The organism is Flavimaricola marinus, from assembly GCF_900184895.1.
Lineage (GTDB): Bacteria > Pseudomonadota > Alphaproteobacteria > Rhodobacterales > Rhodobacteraceae > Flavimaricola > Flavimaricola marinus.
In genome coordinates, this window is sequence record NZ_FXZK01000002.1 from 170,669 (window position 1) to 186,155 (window position 15,487).

Annotated in this window: 17 protein-coding genes; 3 read left to right on the top strand and 14 right to left on the bottom strand. The window is 61.8% G+C overall.

Going from position 1 to position 15,487, the window contains the following annotated elements:
- Nucleotides 1-2: 2 nt before the first annotated feature.
- Complete coding sequence (locus tag LOM8899_RS07675; RefSeq protein ID WP_093991625.1) at nucleotides 3-983, top strand: membrane dipeptidase; 981 nt, start codon at nucleotides 3-5, stop codon at nucleotides 981-983.
- Nucleotides 984-993: 10 nt separating this feature from the next.
- Here LOM8899_RS07675 and LOM8899_RS07680 read toward each other — a convergent pair whose 3' ends face one another.
- The 12 genes from LOM8899_RS07680 to LOM8899_RS07735 all read right to left on the bottom strand — a co-directional run bounded on the left by LOM8899_RS07680 (nucleotide 994) and on the right by LOM8899_RS07735 (nucleotide 11,383).
- A complete protein-coding gene (locus tag LOM8899_RS07680) occupies nucleotides 994-1,794 on the bottom strand; it encodes a crotonase/enoyl-CoA hydratase family protein (protein WP_093991626.1) in 801 nt (266 codons plus the stop codon).
- Nucleotides 1,791-3,074, bottom strand: a complete 1,284-nt coding sequence (locus LOM8899_RS07685) for a CaiB/BaiF CoA transferase family protein (RefSeq protein WP_093991627.1) — start codon at nucleotides 3,072-3,074, stop codon at nucleotides 1,791-1,793. Before LOM8899_RS07685 ends, LOM8899_RS07680 begins: the two co-directional genes overlap by 4 nt.
- A 9-nt stretch (nucleotides 3,075-3,083) precedes the next feature.
- Nucleotides 3,084-3,413: an NIPSNAP family protein gene (locus LOM8899_RS07690; RefSeq protein ID WP_093991628.1), complete on the bottom strand. Its 330-nt coding sequence runs from the start codon at nucleotides 3,411-3,413 to the stop codon at nucleotides 3,084-3,086.
- 44 nt (nucleotides 3,414-3,457) lie between these two features.
- Entirely contained in the window at nucleotides 3,458-3,832 is a 375-nt protein-coding gene (locus tag LOM8899_RS07695; RefSeq protein ID WP_093991629.1) for a YciI family protein, read from the bottom strand.
- Between the two features lie 68 nt (nucleotides 3,833-3,900).
- Nucleotides 3,901-4,863 carry a Bug family tripartite tricarboxylate transporter substrate binding protein gene (locus LOM8899_RS07700; RefSeq protein WP_168770495.1) on the bottom strand — a complete coding sequence of 321 codons (963 nt, stop codon included), beginning with the start codon at nucleotides 4,861-4,863 and terminating at the stop codon, nucleotides 3,901-3,903.
- Nucleotides 4,864-4,935: 72 nt separating this feature from the next.
- Nucleotides 4,936-6,432: a tripartite tricarboxylate transporter permease gene (locus LOM8899_RS07705; protein ID WP_245820474.1), complete on the bottom strand. Its 1,497-nt coding sequence runs from the start codon at nucleotides 6,430-6,432 to the stop codon at nucleotides 4,936-4,938.
- A 2-nt stretch (nucleotides 6,433-6,434) separates the two neighbouring features.
- Nucleotides 6,435-6,899 carry a tripartite tricarboxylate transporter TctB family protein gene (locus LOM8899_RS07710; RefSeq protein WP_093991631.1) on the bottom strand — a complete coding sequence of 155 codons (465 nt, stop codon included), beginning with the start codon at nucleotides 6,897-6,899 and terminating at the stop codon, nucleotides 6,435-6,437.
- A 39-nt stretch (nucleotides 6,900-6,938) separates the two neighbouring features.
- Nucleotides 6,939-7,991, bottom strand: a complete 1,053-nt coding sequence (locus LOM8899_RS07715) for an Ldh family oxidoreductase (protein ID WP_093991632.1) — start codon at nucleotides 7,989-7,991, stop codon at nucleotides 6,939-6,941.
- Nucleotides 7,988-8,875, bottom strand: a complete 888-nt coding sequence (locus tag LOM8899_RS07720) for an alpha/beta hydrolase (protein ID WP_093991633.1) — start codon at nucleotides 8,873-8,875, stop codon at nucleotides 7,988-7,990. Before LOM8899_RS07720 ends, LOM8899_RS07715 begins: the two co-directional genes overlap by 4 nt.
- Nucleotides 8,876-8,904: 29 nt before the next feature.
- Nucleotides 8,905-9,468 (bottom strand): NADPH-dependent FMN reductase, encoded by a 564-nt coding sequence (locus LOM8899_RS07725; protein ID WP_093991634.1) that lies wholly within the window; start codon nucleotides 9,466-9,468, stop codon nucleotides 8,905-8,907.
- 24 nt (nucleotides 9,469-9,492) lie between these two features.
- A complete protein-coding gene (locus tag LOM8899_RS07730) occupies nucleotides 9,493-10,401 on the bottom strand; it encodes a VOC family protein (RefSeq protein WP_093991635.1) in 909 nt (302 codons plus the stop codon).
- A 136-nt stretch (nucleotides 10,402-10,537) separates the two neighbouring features.
- On the bottom strand, nucleotides 10,538-11,383 hold the full coding sequence (locus LOM8899_RS07735) for a fumarylacetoacetate hydrolase family protein (protein ID WP_093991636.1): 846 nt from the start codon (nucleotides 11,381-11,383) through the stop codon (nucleotides 10,538-10,540).
- A gap of 169 nt (nucleotides 11,384-11,552) precedes the next feature.
- Here LOM8899_RS07735 and LOM8899_RS07740 point away from each other — a divergent pair, with 169 nt between their 5' ends.
- Complete coding sequence (locus LOM8899_RS07740) at nucleotides 11,553-12,251, top strand: FCD domain-containing protein (RefSeq protein ID WP_133064991.1); 699 nt, start codon at nucleotides 11,553-11,555, stop codon at nucleotides 12,249-12,251.
- Nucleotides 12,252-12,483: 232 nt separating this feature from the next.
- A complete protein-coding gene (locus LOM8899_RS07745) occupies nucleotides 12,484-13,242 on the top strand; it encodes a helix-turn-helix transcriptional regulator (RefSeq protein ID WP_093991638.1) in 759 nt (252 codons plus the stop codon).
- A 484-nt stretch (nucleotides 13,243-13,726) separates the two neighbouring features.
- On the opposite strand, the gene tsf is transcribed toward LOM8899_RS07745, so the two are convergent.
- Complete coding sequence (gene tsf / locus LOM8899_RS07750) at nucleotides 13,727-14,602, bottom strand: translation elongation factor Ts (protein ID WP_093991639.1); 876 nt, start codon at nucleotides 14,600-14,602, stop codon at nucleotides 13,727-13,729.
- Between the two features lie 76 nt (nucleotides 14,603-14,678).
- A complete protein-coding gene (gene rpsB / locus LOM8899_RS07755; protein WP_093991640.1) occupies nucleotides 14,679-15,449 on the bottom strand; it encodes a 30S ribosomal protein S2 in 771 nt (256 codons plus the stop codon).
- Nucleotides 15,450-15,487 lie beyond the last annotated feature (38 nt).

Sequence of the window (15,487 nt, forward strand, 5' to 3'; positions counted from 1 at the left end):
CTATGACATCACCCCTTATCGACGGGCTGCAATACGCCAACTGGTCCGAGAAGGTCTTCCGCCAGATGCGTGCCGGTCGGGTGGACGCTGTCCACGTCACGATCACCTATCACGAAACCTTTCGGGAAACCGTGCTGGTCATCGAGCAATGGAACCGCTGGTTCGAGCAGTTTCCGAACCTGATCTTTCAAGGGCGCACAGCCAAAGACGTGAAGAAGGCGCAGGAGACCGGTCGCACGGCGATTTTCTTTGGCAGCCAGAACCCCAGTTGCATCGAGGACGACATCGGCCTCGTCGAGATCATGCACACATTAGGTTTGCGCTTCATGCAGTTGACTTATAACAATCAATCGCTCCTGGCGTCGGGCTGCTATGAGGACGACGACACCGGGCTGACGCGTATGGGACGCGCCGTCGTGACCGAAATGAACAGGGTCGGTCTCGTGGTCGATATGAGCCATTCGGGCGAGCGGTCTACTCTGGAGGCCATCGAGCATTCCACCCGGCCTATCGCCATAACCCATGCCAATCCGCACGATTGGCATCCTGCACTCCGCAACAAGTCCGACGACGTGCTACGGGCCCTGGGGCGCAGCGGTGGTATGCTTGGATTTTCGGTTTATCCCCATCATCTTGCACGGGGAAGCGAATGTTCCCTGACCAGCTTTTGCGAGATGATCGCACGGACCGCAGAGTTGATGGGCGCGGAAAACCTCGGCATCGGAACCGACCTCTGCCAGGACCAGCCCGACAGCGTCGTCGACTGGATGCGCTCCGGGCGTTGGACCAAACAGGTCGACTACGGCGAAGGCTCCGCTGCAAACCCCGGATTTCCGCCTATGCCGGACTGGTTCAACGACAACCGGGATTTCGGCAACATCCGTGAAGGGCTCTCCGAGACCGGCCTCGATGCGGATGAAATCGACGGGATCATGGGCGGCAATTGGCTGCGCTTCTTTGCAGACAGCTTCGGTCCCGCTTAAGGCGCTGTGGTCATGTGCCGGTGAACTTGCCTTCGCGGCGCTCGAGCAAGGCAGCCACGGCCTCCTCATGGTCTGCCGTTTGATGAACAGCACCCTGATAAGCCGCTGACAACTCTAGGATTTGCTCAAGACTGGAGACGGTGCCTTCGCGCATCAGACGTTTCGTCAGGCGCAATTGACGCGGCGGATTGCGTGCGATCCGACGGGCAAGATCCATCGCCGTATCCAACAACGTGTCGGGCGACGTCACCTGAGACACCAGCCCCCAGGCCAGCGCCGTCTGAGCGTCGATGGGGTCGGCGGTAAAGGCCATCTCGGCCGCACGAGACAGGCCGACCTGACGCGGCAGGATCCACGCACCGCCGTCGCCGGAAATGATACCGACATTGACGAAGTTTTCTGCAAATACAGCCGTTTCCGAGGCGATCCGAATGTCGCAAAATAGCGTCAGATCGCAACCGGCCCCATAGGCGGGGCCATTCACCGCAGCGATCAGAGGCACCTCGACGGACCAGACGGCCTTGGCAACCCGTTGGATACCGGCCCGATATCCATTGCGCACGGTGATCGCGTCACCACCGAAGATGCCCTCCTTGTCGCGCATGTGCTTGAGATTGCCGCCCGAGGAAAACGCTTTGCCGGCGCCGGTCAGAATGGCACAGCGAACAGAATGGTCGCGGTTCAACCACTCCATCGCGGCGCAAATCTCGTCGACCATATCCGCGTCGGTGATCGGGTTGCGCAGTTCCGGCATGTTCAACGTCAGCGTTGCGATGCCGTCCGCCTGTGTAATCAAGAGTTTGTCGGTCATTCTTCCTCAGTATGATTGGCGCCAGAAGGTAGGTCAGAGATGACGCCTTCGGTCAGCAGCCGGTCCATATCGAAATCGCTCGGATCAAGCAGCGACGACAGGATTGACAGCGTGTCGGCCCCCAGTCTCGGCGCGGCAATCGGCGCGATAGGCGGCGTCCGCGACAGCTTCAACGGCGAGGCCACGCCTTTCAGCGCCCGCCCTTCAGGGGTCATCGGTTCGGTTTGCATCCCACGGGCCTGCACCTGCGGATCGGCAAAGACCCGTTCGATGTCGTTGATCGGGCCCACCGGGACGCTGGCGGCATTCAGCTGGGCGATCCAATCGTCCATGCTGCGGCCGGTCATGATGCCGCGCAAGATCGGGATGAGGGTGTCACGGTTGCGGACCCGTTCGGGGTTGGTGGCAAAGCGCGGATCGGCCGCAAGGCCCGGCGCGCCGGCGACCTCGCAAAAGCGGGCGAACTGACCGTCGTTGCCGATGGCAAGGATTACGTGGCCGTCGCTCGTGGCAAAGGCCTGATAGGGCACGATGCTTGGATGGGCATTGCCCAGCCTCCCCGGCGACGTGCCGGTCGCCAGATAGTTCATCGCTTGATTGGCAAGGGTGGCCACCTGCACGTCGAGAAGGGACATGTCGATATGTTGGCCTTCGCCCGTCGCATCGCGGTGGCGGAGCGCCGACAGGATGCCGATGACGGCATAGAGCCCGGTCAGAACGTCGGTCAGCGCGACGCCGACCTTCATCGGCTCGGCCCCCGGCGCGCCGTCGGGCTGACCTGTCACGCTCATGAGGCCACCCATCGCCTGGATCAGAAAATCGTATCCCGCACGATCTGCATAGGGGCCGGTCTGGCCGAATCCGGTGATCGAGCAATAGACGATATCGGGCTTGATCGCGCTGAGGGCGGCGTAGTCGAGGCGATACTTCGCAAGCCCGCCAACCTTGAAATTCTCGATGACCGCATCGGATTTCGCGGCCAAGGCGTGCAGAATGCGTTGCCCCTCGGGGTGCGCCATGTCGACGGTCACCGATTTCTTGCCGCGGTTCGCCGCGTGGAAATAGGCGGCGCCGTGATCCTCGCCTCCATCGTCTGTGATCGTCGGCGGCCCCCAGCTTCGGGTGTCGTCTCCGGCACCGGGCCGCTCGATCTTGATCACCTCCGCCCCCATATCCGCCAAAATCTGGGTGGCCCAGGGGCCGGCAAGGATGCGGGTCATGTCGAGGATCCGCACGCCGGTCAGGGCTCCGGTGGGCGCGGTTTGAGGCGTGTCACCCATCACCAAGACCTAGCGGACCGTCGAAAAGGCGGTCGGCGCGAGGAAGCTGCTGGCGATCCGGGCCACGACCTCTCCGTGCTTTTCCTGATGGGCGGTGCGCGCGGCCACCCATTCGGGGTCGGTGGCGAAGGTATTCCAGAGGCGTTCACGCTCTTCCATCGACTCCCACGCGAGGAAATAGGTCAGATCGTGATTGGACGGGCCGATGAGCGTGGTGAAAAACCCGGCAGGACGCAGTCCCAGCCGCTCCCAAATGCGCAGGGTCGTGGTCTCGAACCGCTCCAGCAGGGGCGGCATCCCGCCCGGAACGCAAGAGTATACACGCATCTCGTAAATCATCGGATGTCCTTTGGTGGTGAAGATTGTGAAAACGCTGTGTCGGCTCAGCCGCCAATGACAGCGGTCTGGTCAGAATAGCGAACCGTAAAGGTCATTGCACCCTCGTTGAGCATCCAGCGATTCAGGGTGTATTGGCGCAGGCCGGCGGCGTGAAACGGATCGGCATCGGCATGGGCGCGGGCTTCGGCCTCGTCCTTGGCGCGGACGATGATCATCCCGCCATAGGGGACGTCAGAGCCTTCTTCAAACAGGGGCCCTGCGCCGAACAGAATTCCGTCGCGCTCCATCTTGATCTGATACTCCAGATGGGCTGGCAAGACGTCCTGCATTCCCGGGCCGCGGGCAGGGGTCGTGGTGATTACGTAGAGCGATTGGCGCAACATGGTCGCATAGAGGTCCTCTGGCTTGGTCGTGCTCATACTCAGGTTCCCTCCGGGTTGAACGATGAGGACGGCCCGACAGCTTCGTGCTGTCGGGCCAGTGCTTTTTAGCGCTTTTCGATGCCGGCGGTCTCGATCACGTCCGTCCAGACGGCGATCTGGCCTTCGATCAGAGCTTGCAGCTCTTCGCCGGTGGAACCACCCGGATTGGCCCCGAGTGCGGCGATACGGTCGCGCACCTCGGGGTTGTCAAGAGCGGCATGAACTTCGCTGCGGATACGGGCCGCGATTTCATCGTCCACACCTGCGGGCATCCCGATGGCCGTCCAGGAGACCACGTCAAACCCAGGAGCGACGGTCTCTGACAGGGTCGGCACGTCCGGCATATCCGGCCAGCGTTCAGCCGAGGTGGCCGCGAGGATGTCATAGACACCAGCTTCGGCCTGACCGGTCAGAACGGTGCCCGTGTCGATCACGATATCGACCTCGCCGCCCATAAGCGCGGTGCTGGCCGCAGCGCCACCCTGATAGGGCACGTGGATGAACTCGGCACCGGTCCGCAGGGCCAGCAATTCGCCCGTCAGGTGCTGGGTCGAGCCGACACCGGAATGGCCGATCTTAAGAGAGCCGGGGTTTGCCAATGCGGCGTCGATCATGGCATCGATCGACTCGTATTCACCGGCACGTGCGGCGACAAAGAACGGGAACTGGCCCAAGGTCGAGATGAAGGTGTATCCGCCGACGGAATCGTAGGGCAGCTCGTTATAGAGCGCCGCGGCGACGGCGTGTCCTCCGACCATCAGCTGCATGGTGTAGCCATCGGGATCCTGCTGCGTCACATAGCCCGACGCGACAGTGCCACCCGCGCCGGGGCGGGATTCGACAACGACCGGCTCGCCCAGTCCTTGCGACATCTGCTCGGCCATGATCCGCGAGACGGTATCGGCGTTTCCGCCTGCACCAAAGCCGTGGACGATACGCAGCGCACGGTCAGGAAAGCCTTCTTGCGCCACGGATGGAACGGCAAGAGCCACGGTCAGTGGCAGCGCCATAAGTAGTTTCTTGATCATTGTCTTCCTCCCAGTTGTCGAAACCCGCATTCAGTGTGTCAGCCTCGGGTCTCATTTAGGCCTGCCCGCCGCTCACGTGGGTGAGCGGTCAGGCTTTCTTCGAACGGCAATACTCGACCAGATCGCAAACAGGATGAGCAGGGTCGAGCAGGCGACCAGCACCGCACTGATCGGGCGGGTCAGGAAAATCGTGAAATCTCCGCTATAGAGCAACATCGTGCGGCGGAAATTGTCCTCCAACAACGGCCCAAGGACAAAGCCCAGCAGAACAGGGGCCGGCTCAAAGCGGTAGTTCTTCATCAGATAGCCGAGGACACCGAAAGCGAGCGTCAGCATCACGTCGGTCACGCTGGTGCGGTGCGAATACACGCCCACGCAGATCATTACGATGATCACCGGATAGAGCTTTTGATAGGGAATCCGCAGCAACAGCACCCAGAACCGGATCAGCGGGATGTTGATCATCAGCAGGATGATGTTGCCGACGAAAAAGCTGGCGATCACGCCCCAGAACAGGTCCGGCTGGTCGACCATCAGACGCGGGCCAGGAATGATGCCGTTCAGGATCAGCGCCCCGATGATCAGCGCCATCACCGCATCGCCCGGAATACCAAGGGTCAACGTCGGGATGAACCCGGTCTGAGCGGCGGCATTGTTGGCGGACTCCGGGGCGGCGAGGCCGGGCAGGTGGCCGGTGCCGAATTTGTTCGGGGTCCGCGAAACCCGGCGCTCCATCGCATAGGCCATAAAGGACGCGATGGCCGCACCGGTGCCGGGCAGGGCGCCGAAAAAGCTGCCGATGGCAGAGCCGCGCAGGATCGGAAAGCCAAGCGACCGGGCTTCCGCCCGCGTCGGGATCACATCGCGCATCTTGATCGACAATGCCGGTCCGGGAGGGCTGCGATATGAGGCATTGCGAATGATCTCGCTCACGCCGAACAGGCCCATGGCCAGCGACACGAGGCTGATGCCATCGGCCAGCTCCGGCATCGCCACAAACCGGAAATAGCCGGTGGTGGCATCCGCACCGACAAGGCCCAGCGCGATACCCAGCACCACCATGGCAAAGGACCGGATCTGCGACCCCGTCCCGATCAGGGAGGCCGCCAGCAGACCAAGGATCACCAGCATCGCATATTCCGGCGCCCCAAAGCGCAGCGCGATGATCGTCATCGGGATCGCGGCAAGCACCAGAATGGCCACGCCGACCATGCCGCCGACAAACGACGAAAACGCTGCGACGAACAGCGCCAGCCCGGCCCGGTGGTTCTGGGCCAGCGGATAGCCCTCCAGACAGGTCACCACCGATGACGGCGTGCCCGGCAGGTTCAGCAGGATCGAGGCGATCGAGCCACCGTATTGGGAGCCGTAATAGATCCCCGCCAGCATGATCATCGACGTCGTCGCATCGAGATAGAAGGTCACAGGCAACAAGAGCGAGATCGCGGTGATCGCACCGATGCCCGGCAAGACACCGATCAATTGGCCGATAAACACGCCGATGAACGCATACATCAGGATATTCGGTTGTAGGACGACGCCGAGGCCAATGAGGAATTGATCTATCACGACTACCTCCAGAACGCCGGGATCGGCAATTCGAGGGCCACAAGAAACAACAGCCACCCCCCCAAGGTCGCAAGGCTGGCATAGATCAGCACGGTCAGAGGCTTGGCGTGGTCATCGGCAAACATCGAAACCGCCACGGCCAGAAACATCGACGGGATCAGGCCCACCACGTCGACCAGCACGCCGAATATGACGACGGCGGCCGATACAAAGATCAGGCCGCGCCAATGCATCCGGCCCTCACGCTCGGCCGAAGGTGCCCTGATGTCGATCAGGATGATCGCCAGCGCCAAGGCACAGATCAGGATCGCCACCACGCGCGGGATGAAGCCCGGACCCATCTGGGTCAGCTTGCCCACAGGATAGCTCCAGGCAATCGACAGCATCACCAGACCCACCGCCAGCAACACACCGCCGCTCAGGGCACGGCGGGCTATGGATGGCTGATCTTGGTCCGTCTCTTGCATCGTTGCCTCCTCCCAGAGAGCATTGAAGTTGGCGCGGTCCTACGCAGAGGCAGGCGCGTGCTTGGGTGACATCGGCTCGGGCGGCACCACGCCAAACCGCTCGGCCAAAGCGGCCAGTCGGGCGACGGTGCCATCGGCCACCGGAATGCCAGACGTCATCCGCTCGGCCGACAGGCGGAACCCGCGCTCGCCGGGCATCAGGATTTCGGCGGTCTCCGGCGTGGTCGGCAAGGCCTTGAGCTGGCGGGCCAGTTCGGCGATCTGCGCGGCAAATACGTCTGGCTCGGCAAAGGCCGCGACCCTGATCGCCAGCGCCGCACCGTTCATCGCGCCCTTGCCACCGGACAGCACGGTCGAGATGACGGGGTTCGAGACCAGAACGCTCGACAAGACCTCGATCATCAACGACAGGCCAGAGCCTTTCGGCCCGCCCAGAGGGGTGAGCGTCTCGACCTGCGCCGGATCGGTCGCAGGCGCGCCGTGCGTGTCGATGGCCCAGCCCTCTGGAATGGGCGATCCGGTGTCCCTTGCGTGCATGATCTTGCCCAAAGCCACCGTCGAGGTCGACATGTCGAGCAACAGCGGCAGTCCCGTTGAAGGCGCCGCAATGGCGATCGGGTTGGTCGACACGCCCGACACCCGCGCTCCGTGATAGGCCATCAAGGGGCCCGATGCAGTCATGACAATGCCGAGATAGCCTTTCTCGGCGGCGCGGAGGGCAAAGTATCCGACGGCACCCGCATGGGTGATATTGCGGGCCGAACACCAGCCAATGCCAAAGCGGCCGGCAGTCTCGACGGCCTGATCCATGGCACAGACCATCGCGGAAGGGCCGGGGGCGCGGGCGGCCTCGACCACGGCAACGGCCCCCTCCGAAGAGATCACCGACGGCGTGGCCACCGGGTCGATCTTGCCCTCTTCGATCATCTCGATATAGCGCGGGATGCGAAGCACACCGTGTGAATTCGCACCGCGGGCATTGGCCCAGACAAGTATATCGGCCGAGCGTTCCGCATGGGCGGCGGAATAGCCACCCGCCTGCAAGAGGGCTGCGGCGTAGGCCTTCAGATCGTCTGGGCGATAAACGCTCATGCGCGGCCCGTCAGTGGCGTGGGAAAGAACTTCTTCAGCCAGGCATCGATCAAGGCGCGGGTATGCGGCGCGTCCTCGTCCGAAAGCGGGAAATGCGAGACACCGGTCGGGATCATCAACTCGGCATTGGCTCCGGCCTTCTGGAACAGGCTGATGGATTGCTCCATGGGGGTGATGACGTCGCCGGCGGTGTGGAACAGCAGCAGCGGGCGCGGGGCGATATCGGCCACCACGTCCTCGGCGCGGAAGTTGTACATGCTGATCGCCGTCTCGACAGGGACCTCGAACTGGGCATGCGGCGACAGATTCTTGCGCAGCTCTTCCGGGATCGGAACCACGTCGAAACGCGACACCCACATGCTCTCGCCGGTCTCGGCCTTGTGCTTGCGACCAGCCTCCAGAATGCCCATGAACTTGTCCCAGGCCTCCGGGGTAGGGTGCTGACCACGGAACTTGCGCTCCCCGTCGCCCCAACCACACAAGGACAGGACGCAGGCCACACGCTGATCGACACCGCCGGTAAAGATCGCGACAGCCGCGCCAAAGCTGTGGCCGGTCAGGCCGATCCGATCCGGGTCGACCTCCTCACGCTGGGCGATAAAGCTCAGGGCGTTGCGCGTATCAGCCACTTGGTCAAAGCAACGAACCTCGCCACGTGCGCCTTCGCTTTGGCCACAGCCACGGAAATCGATGCGAAACACGCAATAGCCCATCTCTTCGATCATCCGGGCGACCAATTCGACATGGGATTTGTCCTTGGTGCCGACAAAGCCGTGCAAGACGATGAACGTCGGCAGGCGCTCTCCGGGCTTGCGGCCCTCCGGCACATGCAGAACGCCTGACAGCTTCAGGCCATCGGACATGAAAGTGAGATCGTGTTCCATTCGTGGTCCTCTGATTGCAGCGGCAAACGCTAGGCGTTGCCCGCGCCCCATTTGGTGCAGAACGTGTGAAATCCGGACAGATGCCCGCGCAGAAAGGCTTCGGTGTCGGGATTGGTGATCGTGCCGGCCTCGACATCCACCTTGCCCTTGGCACCGGCCACCTGCACCTCGGGTTTGGCCATGATCTGCATATCAAGGCTGTGCAGCACATGGCGCAGGCCCTCGTGCACGCGTGCGCCACCCAAAAGGCCGGGCGACACGCTCCAGATCGTGACGGGCTTGCCCGCCAGCGGGTTGGATGTATCGCGCGAAATCCAGTCGATGGCGTTCTTCAGCGATCCGGGCATCGACCAGTTGTATTCCGGCGTGACGATCAGCAGAGCGTCGATATCGGCCACGGCGGCCAACATCGCCGAGGCGCTGTCGGGCAGGCCCTCGTCGAACGTATCCTGATTATAGAGGGGCAGGGTGCCCGTGCTGGGCAGCGCCACGCAGGAAAAGCCCTCCGGCGCGAGGGTCGCCGCCGCCCGGGCCACTGCCCGCGACAGTGACGCTTTTCTAAGGGAGCCTTCGAGAATACCGAGTTTGATCAAGGGTCCGTCCTTCGTATCTAGTGTTCACGCGTCCGCAGGCTTGGCCCAAGGAAACTTGTGGGCCAGCCATGGCGCCGGTGCCGGTTCGCCCCAGACATTCATCACACGAACGTTCTCGGGGCGCTTCAGCGCGGTGATAATGTTGGGCTCATAGCGATCGTCGTCGTGGATAAAGGCCATGCCGCCCGCACATTCGACCATCGCGCCGCAGGCATCGACGTAATAGGCATAGGTGTTGTCGCCGGGACGGTGGCGGCCGGGGCCCCACACAATCATCTTGTCGCGCGTGTCGAGCAGATCGCCCAACCGGCAATAGTCAGAGAATTCAGAGACTTCCCACGAATAGTGGTGCAACCCGGTCGGCCCGCGCACAATGCCCAGAATGTGGTGCAGACGGTTCGCACCGCGCATCCAGCTCAGCCCGTCGTCGACCATCCGCTCCGACAGGCGCAGGCCCATGATCTGCTCCATATGGCGGCGGGTTTCGGCGGGTTCGGGCGAGGTGATGTTGGCATGATCCAGCCGCAGCGGGCTGATACCGACCGAGGCATGACGGCGGCCATATGTCTCGTCGGCGATCGGAGAATGCACCTCGAAGGTGTGGCCCTGCGGCGTGACAAAGCTCATGCCCTTCACGCAGCACTCCAGCGTCGGTTCGGTGCTGACCAAACGGCAGCCGGCGGCCTCCACGCGCTCGGCGGCCTCGGCAACGGCGGCTTCGGAAACCGCGTCGAACCCCAGCGAGCGGATCGAATTCTCCGAGGATTTGTGCAGGACCAGTTCCGCCTGACGACCGTTCGAGGACAACCAGACGGAGCCATCCAGCTCCCTGGTCACATGCAGCCCGAGAATCGCGATCGATTCCTCGACCAAAGCATCTACATCGATCACGTTCAACTGCACATGACCAAGCGCATTGACCAAGTAGCTCATCTCATCATCCCCCTTCGCTGCCTTTGACCAACTTGCTAACACGCACTTTCGGCAATAACAAATATTTTCGAAAATTTTCACATCGTGGAAACATCCGGCCTGTGATGCTGGGAAATCGCCGCATCGTGCGGCGTGGCTAACGCTCTGCCTCGACAGTGTTGGACAAGGTCCCGATGCCTTCGATCTCTACCTCGACCACATCGCCGGGGCTCAGGAACTCCGGCGGCGTGCGGGTCGTGCCGAAACCGGTGCAGGTGCCGGTCACGATGACATCGCCGGGGAACAACGGGGCGAAGGTCGAGATGTAGGAGATCAGATACGGGATATCGAAGATCATCTTCGACGTATCAGTGCGCTGCTTTTCGACGCCATTCACCCGTGTGACCAGCGAAAAACCGCGCTCGGAAACGGGCAGGGCGGCCGCCTCGACCATCCAGGGGCCAAACGCCCCGGTGCCGGTGAAATTCTTGCCGGGGGTGAACTGATGCGAGTGTTTTTGCCAATCGCGGACGCTGCCGTCGTTATAGATCGAATAGCCGGCCACATGGGCCATCGCCTGATCCTTCGGAATGTGACGACCGGCTTTCCCGATGATTACGGCCAGCTCTCCCTCGAAATCGAGGCGGTCTGATTGGCGAGGTTTGATCAGCGGATCGCCGTGGGCGATCTGCGACGACGGCAGCCGCAAAAAGAGGACCGGATAGTCGGGCACCTTGGCCGGATCACCACCCGGTTCGTGGTAATTGAGCGCGGCCATCACGATCTTTTCGGGATTCGGAATCACCGGAAGCAGTCGTGAGTCGGCCTCGGACACATCCGCTTTCAGCGGCCCAGAAAGCAGATCGGCGGGGGCACCGGCGGCAAGGAAAGACCGCAGATCGGGATAGGCGCCTGCCGAACGAAGGCCCATATCCGCAAAGCCGCCGTCGCATGTCACTCCCCATGACGGGCCGGCTTGGGTCGAGAAAGATACCAGCTTCATTCGCAACTCTTTCAATTTTCGAAACTTTGGGTATCTTGGAACAAAGCGGCGCAAAAAGAAACACATTGAAATCTTCTCGCGCAGAGTGACCTATGAGCGAAGCGGCGGCAGCGCCAAGCTACCGCGCAGAGCCGCGTGTTCTGCTGTCGCATTGAAACGGAGTGCCCGGTTGAAGAAGAACCCAGAAGGACGCGGACAACCCCAGGCAGCCGTCAAGGACCCGTCCTCGGGGCAGGATGTGCTGGTGCGGTTGCGCACCGATATCGTCAGCAGCGTCTATGAACCCGAGACGCGGCTCAAGTTCGCCGACATGACCAAGCGGTTCGACGTGGGGATCGGCACGCTGCGCGAGGCGCTCTCGCAACTGGTCTCCGAAGGCTTCGTCACGCTCGAGGCCGGTAAAGGCTTCAAGGTCGCGCCGGTGTCCGCCGAAGAGCTGATCGAGATCACCGAGCATTTCATCAGCCTCGAAAAGCGGGCGGTGCGCGATGCGATCGAGAACGGCGACGACGACTGGGAGGCCAACATCGTGGCCGAACATCATCGGCTCAGCCTGATCGAAAGTCTGCCGTGGGAAGAGCGGATGGAGCGGCATTCCGAATGGGTGCAGCGGCACCGAGACTTCCACGAAGCCATCGTGGCGGCCTGCAAGGGGCGCTGGCTGTTCCGACTGCGCTCCATGATGTTCGACCAACTCGATCGCTATCGCTTCGTAACCAAGAGAGCGCCTCAGGGGCTCGGCGGGCGAAAGTTCGAAGAACACCGTGACATTATGGCCGCAACGCTCGCGCGGGATGCGGACCTCGCGTCGAGCCTCATCGAGCATCATATCCGCGATACCTCCGAACGGGCGATCAAGCTGCTGTAACGGTTCGGCAAAAGAACGGTCGGGATGGGTGCTTGTGCATGGTTGGCCGTCGTGCCGCCTGCATGTACGCAATACGCATAATCAGTATTATGTAATATATGGATGCGCTGACGCTGGGCTGGGAGGCCGCGGCAAAACCAATTTGACCGGTTGGTCAGACCTGCTAGAACCGTGAGCAAGAAAAAACAGGGTCGCAAAGGCTATGGTGCCGCGTCCACAGTCCGGAGCCATCATGAACGATGACCTGCTGACATATCTCGATATCCTGACCAACTCGGCCGATGTGCAAGAGCTCTGGGCAATGCACAGCGCCCGGATGGCGAGCTATGGGTTCGACCGTATAATCTACGGCTTCACCCGCTACCGCACCTCGAGCTCGCTCGGCGATCCCCAGGATTTCGTGCTGCTGACGAACCAGTCGCAGGACTACATCAGGCCCTTTATCGACGATGGCCTCTACTTCCACGCACCGATGCTGAAATGGGCGCTCGAGAACAACGGCGCATGTTCGTGGCAGTGGATGGAGGAAATGGCCCGCAAGGATGCGTTCACGCCGGCCGAGCGGAAAGTCGTTGAATTCAATCTGCAACATGGCGTGACGGCCGGCTACACGATCAGTTTCCGGTCGGTCTCCGCACGGTCCAAGGGCGCGATCGCATTGACGGCACGCAAAGGCATGAGCCAGCGCGAAGTCGAGGAGATCTGGTCAAGACACGGCGACGAGATCGTCGTTCTGAACAACGTGGCGCATCTGAAACTGATCACCCTGCCCTATACCGGCTCGCGCACGCTGACCAAACGGCAACGCGAAGTGCTCGAATACGTCGGAGACGGCAAAACCACGCAAGATACCGCGTTCCTGCTTGGGCTGACGCCGGCGACGGTCGAAAAACATCTGCGATTGGCGCGCGAGGCGCTCGACGTCGATACAACCGCGCAAGCCATTCTAAAGGCGGCGTTTTACAACCAAATGTTCGTCGTCGATCTCTAATTCGGGACCGATAATGTCCTTTGACGCCGGGGAAAACGACAGAAAATTCCCCCAAGGTAGGGTTTCCCCCACTTTCCTGACGCGGCGTCATTTGGCATTATGAAGCTGTTCCGTGAGTGGTGGCCTAAGGCCTAGGAACAGCGGATCGGTAACCCTTGCGATTTCAAGGCTCTCCGGTCCGCATTTAACCCGGTATCCGGGGCTGAATCAGTGAGGCGTTAGCCTCGCAGGCAGCACGTGATGGCAATGCCCTTTGCTTCTCCCCAAGCATCTGGCATCCGCGGTATTGCATTCTCCCGGTGCGATACCGCTGCCATCACCTTGCCGGAGGCCCAAAGGGGCCGGTAGGTCGCAAGGTCGGTTGACGCAAGGCGCGGTTTTTCCGCCCTGCACATTTGTTAGGTTTGACGAGTAAGGTGTTGATGAAAAAGGAAATGGCCCGCAATTTCTTGCGGGCCATTTCTGAATCTTTGATAGGCGAGGATCAGCCTTGGGCGACCTTGGCCACCTCGGCTGCAAAGTCCTCTTCGACCTTCTCGATGCCTTCGCCCACTTCGAGGCGGACAAAGCCGGTCACTTCGACGCCGGCTTCCTTGGCGGCGGCAGCGACGGTCAGGTCGGGGTTCACCACGAACTGCTGGTTGAGCAGCGTGACTTCGGCCATGTATTTCTTCATCCGACCCACGATCATCTTCTCGATGACCTCTTCGGGCTTGCCGCTTTCACGGGCGATGTCGATCTGGACCTTCTTTTCCTTCTCGACGACGGCCGGATCGAGGTCGGCCTCGGACAGCGACGCCGGGTTGGCGGCGGCGACGTGCATGGCAATCTGCTTGCCGATGCCGTTGTCGGTGCCTTTCAGAGCGACGAGAACGCCGATCTTGCCCATGCCCTCGGCAGCGGCGGCGTGGACATAGGCCACGACGGTCTCGCCTTCCAGCGTGGTCATGCGACGCAGGGCCATGTTCTCGCCGATCTTGGCGATGGCGTCGGTGATGACGGTTTCGACGGGCTTGCCGTTGATCTCGGCGGCCTTGAGGCTGTCGAGGTCGGACACGCCAAGTGCTGCCGTGGCGATCGAACCGACCATGCCCTGGAATTCAGCGTTCTTGCCGACGAAATCGGTCTCGGAGTTCACCTCGACAGCGACACCCTTGCCACCGTCGACAGCGACGGCCACGAGGCCCTCGGCTGCGGTGCGGCCGGATTTCTTGGCGGCCTTGGCGAGGCCCTTGGTGCGCAGCCAGTCGACAGCCGCCTCCATGTCGCCGTCGGTTTCGGTCAACGCCTTCTTGGCGTCCATCATGCCTGCGCCGGTGCTCTCGCGCAGTTCTTTCACCATGCTTGCTGTGATCGACATAGCGGTCTCCTTGGAATGAGAAATTGAGCCGCGCGGGATAGACCCGCGCGGTAACAATAATGCGAAACGCGCAGCCTTATTCGGCGGCGGCAGTCTCTTCGGCCAGAACGTCTTCGGCCAGCTGCTCCATGGCACCCATGTCGACGCCAGCGGCACCCAGCTGGGCGCTCATACCGTCGAGAGCTGCGCGGGCAGCCAGATCGCAATAGAGAGCGATGGCGCGAGCCGCGTCGTCGTTGCCGGGGATCACATAGTCGACGCCGTTGGGCGAGCAGTTGGTGTCAACCACGGCCACGACCGGAATGCCCAGCTTCTTGGCTTCGGCGATGGCGAGGTCTTCCTTGTTAACGTCGATGATGAAGATCAGGTCGGGAACGCCGCCCATCTCGCGGATACCACCGAGGGACGCCTGCAGTTTGCCCTGCTCGCGCTCCATGCCGAGACGCTCTTTCTTGGTCAGACCGGCAAAGCCGTTTTCGGCGGCCTCGTCGATGGCCTTCAGGCGGGCGATGGATTTGGACACGGTCTGCCAGTTGGTCAGCGTGCCGCCGAGCCAGCGGTGGTTCATATAGAACTGGGCCGACTTCTCGGCCGCATCCGCGATGGCCTTTTGAGCCTGACGCTTGGTGCCGACGAACAGAACGCGGCCGCCCTTGGCGACGGTGTCACGGATAACGTTCAGCGCCTGGTCCAGCATCGGAACGGTTTGTGTCAGGTCCAGAATGTGGATCCCGTTGCGGCCGCCGTAGATATACGGTGCCATGCGGGGGTTCCAGCGTGCGGTCTGGTGGCCGAAGTGAACGCCAGCTTCAAGCAGCTGACGCATGGTGAACTCGGGAAGAGCCATGGTCTTTTCCTTTTCCGGTTTTAACCTCGGCGGGGGAT

Coding starts and splice junctions, on each gene's coding strand:
- LOM8899_RS07675 (WP_093991625.1), top strand. CDS start 3: ATGACATCACCCCTTATCGACGGGCTGCAATACGCCAACTGGTCCGAG.
- LOM8899_RS07680 (WP_093991626.1), bottom strand. CDS start 1,794: ATGACCGACAAACTCTTGATTACACAGGCGGACGGCATCGCAACGCTG.
- LOM8899_RS07685 (WP_093991627.1), bottom strand. CDS start 3,074: ATGGGTGACACGCCTCAAACCGCGCCCACCGGAGCCCTGACCGGCGTG.
- LOM8899_RS07690 (WP_093991628.1), bottom strand. CDS start 3,413: ATGATTTACGAGATGCGTGTATACTCTTGCGTTCCGGGCGGGATGCCG.
- LOM8899_RS07695 (WP_093991629.1), bottom strand. CDS start 3,832: ATGAGCACGACCAAGCCAGAGGACCTCTATGCGACCATGTTGCGCCAA.
- LOM8899_RS07700 (WP_168770495.1), bottom strand. CDS start 4,863: ATGATCAAGAAACTACTTATGGCGCTGCCACTGACCGTGGCTCTTGCC.
- LOM8899_RS07710 (WP_093991631.1), bottom strand. CDS start 6,899: ATGCAAGAGACGGACCAAGATCAGCCATCCATAGCCCGCCGTGCCCTG.
- LOM8899_RS07715 (WP_093991632.1), bottom strand. CDS start 7,991: ATGAGCGTTTATCGCCCAGACGATCTGAAGGCCTACGCCGCAGCCCTC.
- LOM8899_RS07720 (WP_093991633.1), bottom strand. CDS start 8,875: ATGGAACACGATCTCACTTTCATGTCCGATGGCCTGAAGCTGTCAGGC.
- LOM8899_RS07730 (WP_093991635.1), bottom strand. CDS start 10,401: ATGAGCTACTTGGTCAATGCGCTTGGTCATGTGCAGTTGAACGTGATC.
- LOM8899_RS07735 (WP_093991636.1), bottom strand. CDS start 11,383: ATGAAGCTGGTATCTTTCTCGACCCAAGCCGGCCCGTCATGGGGAGTG.
- LOM8899_RS07745 (WP_093991638.1), top strand. CDS start 12,484: ATGAACGATGACCTGCTGACATATCTCGATATCCTGACCAACTCGGCC.
- tsf (WP_093991639.1), bottom strand. CDS start 14,602: ATGTCGATCACAGCAAGCATGGTGAAAGAACTGCGCGAGAGCACCGGC.
- rpsB (WP_093991640.1), bottom strand. CDS start 15,449: ATGGCTCTTCCCGAGTTCACCATGCGTCAGCTGCTTGAAGCTGGCGTT.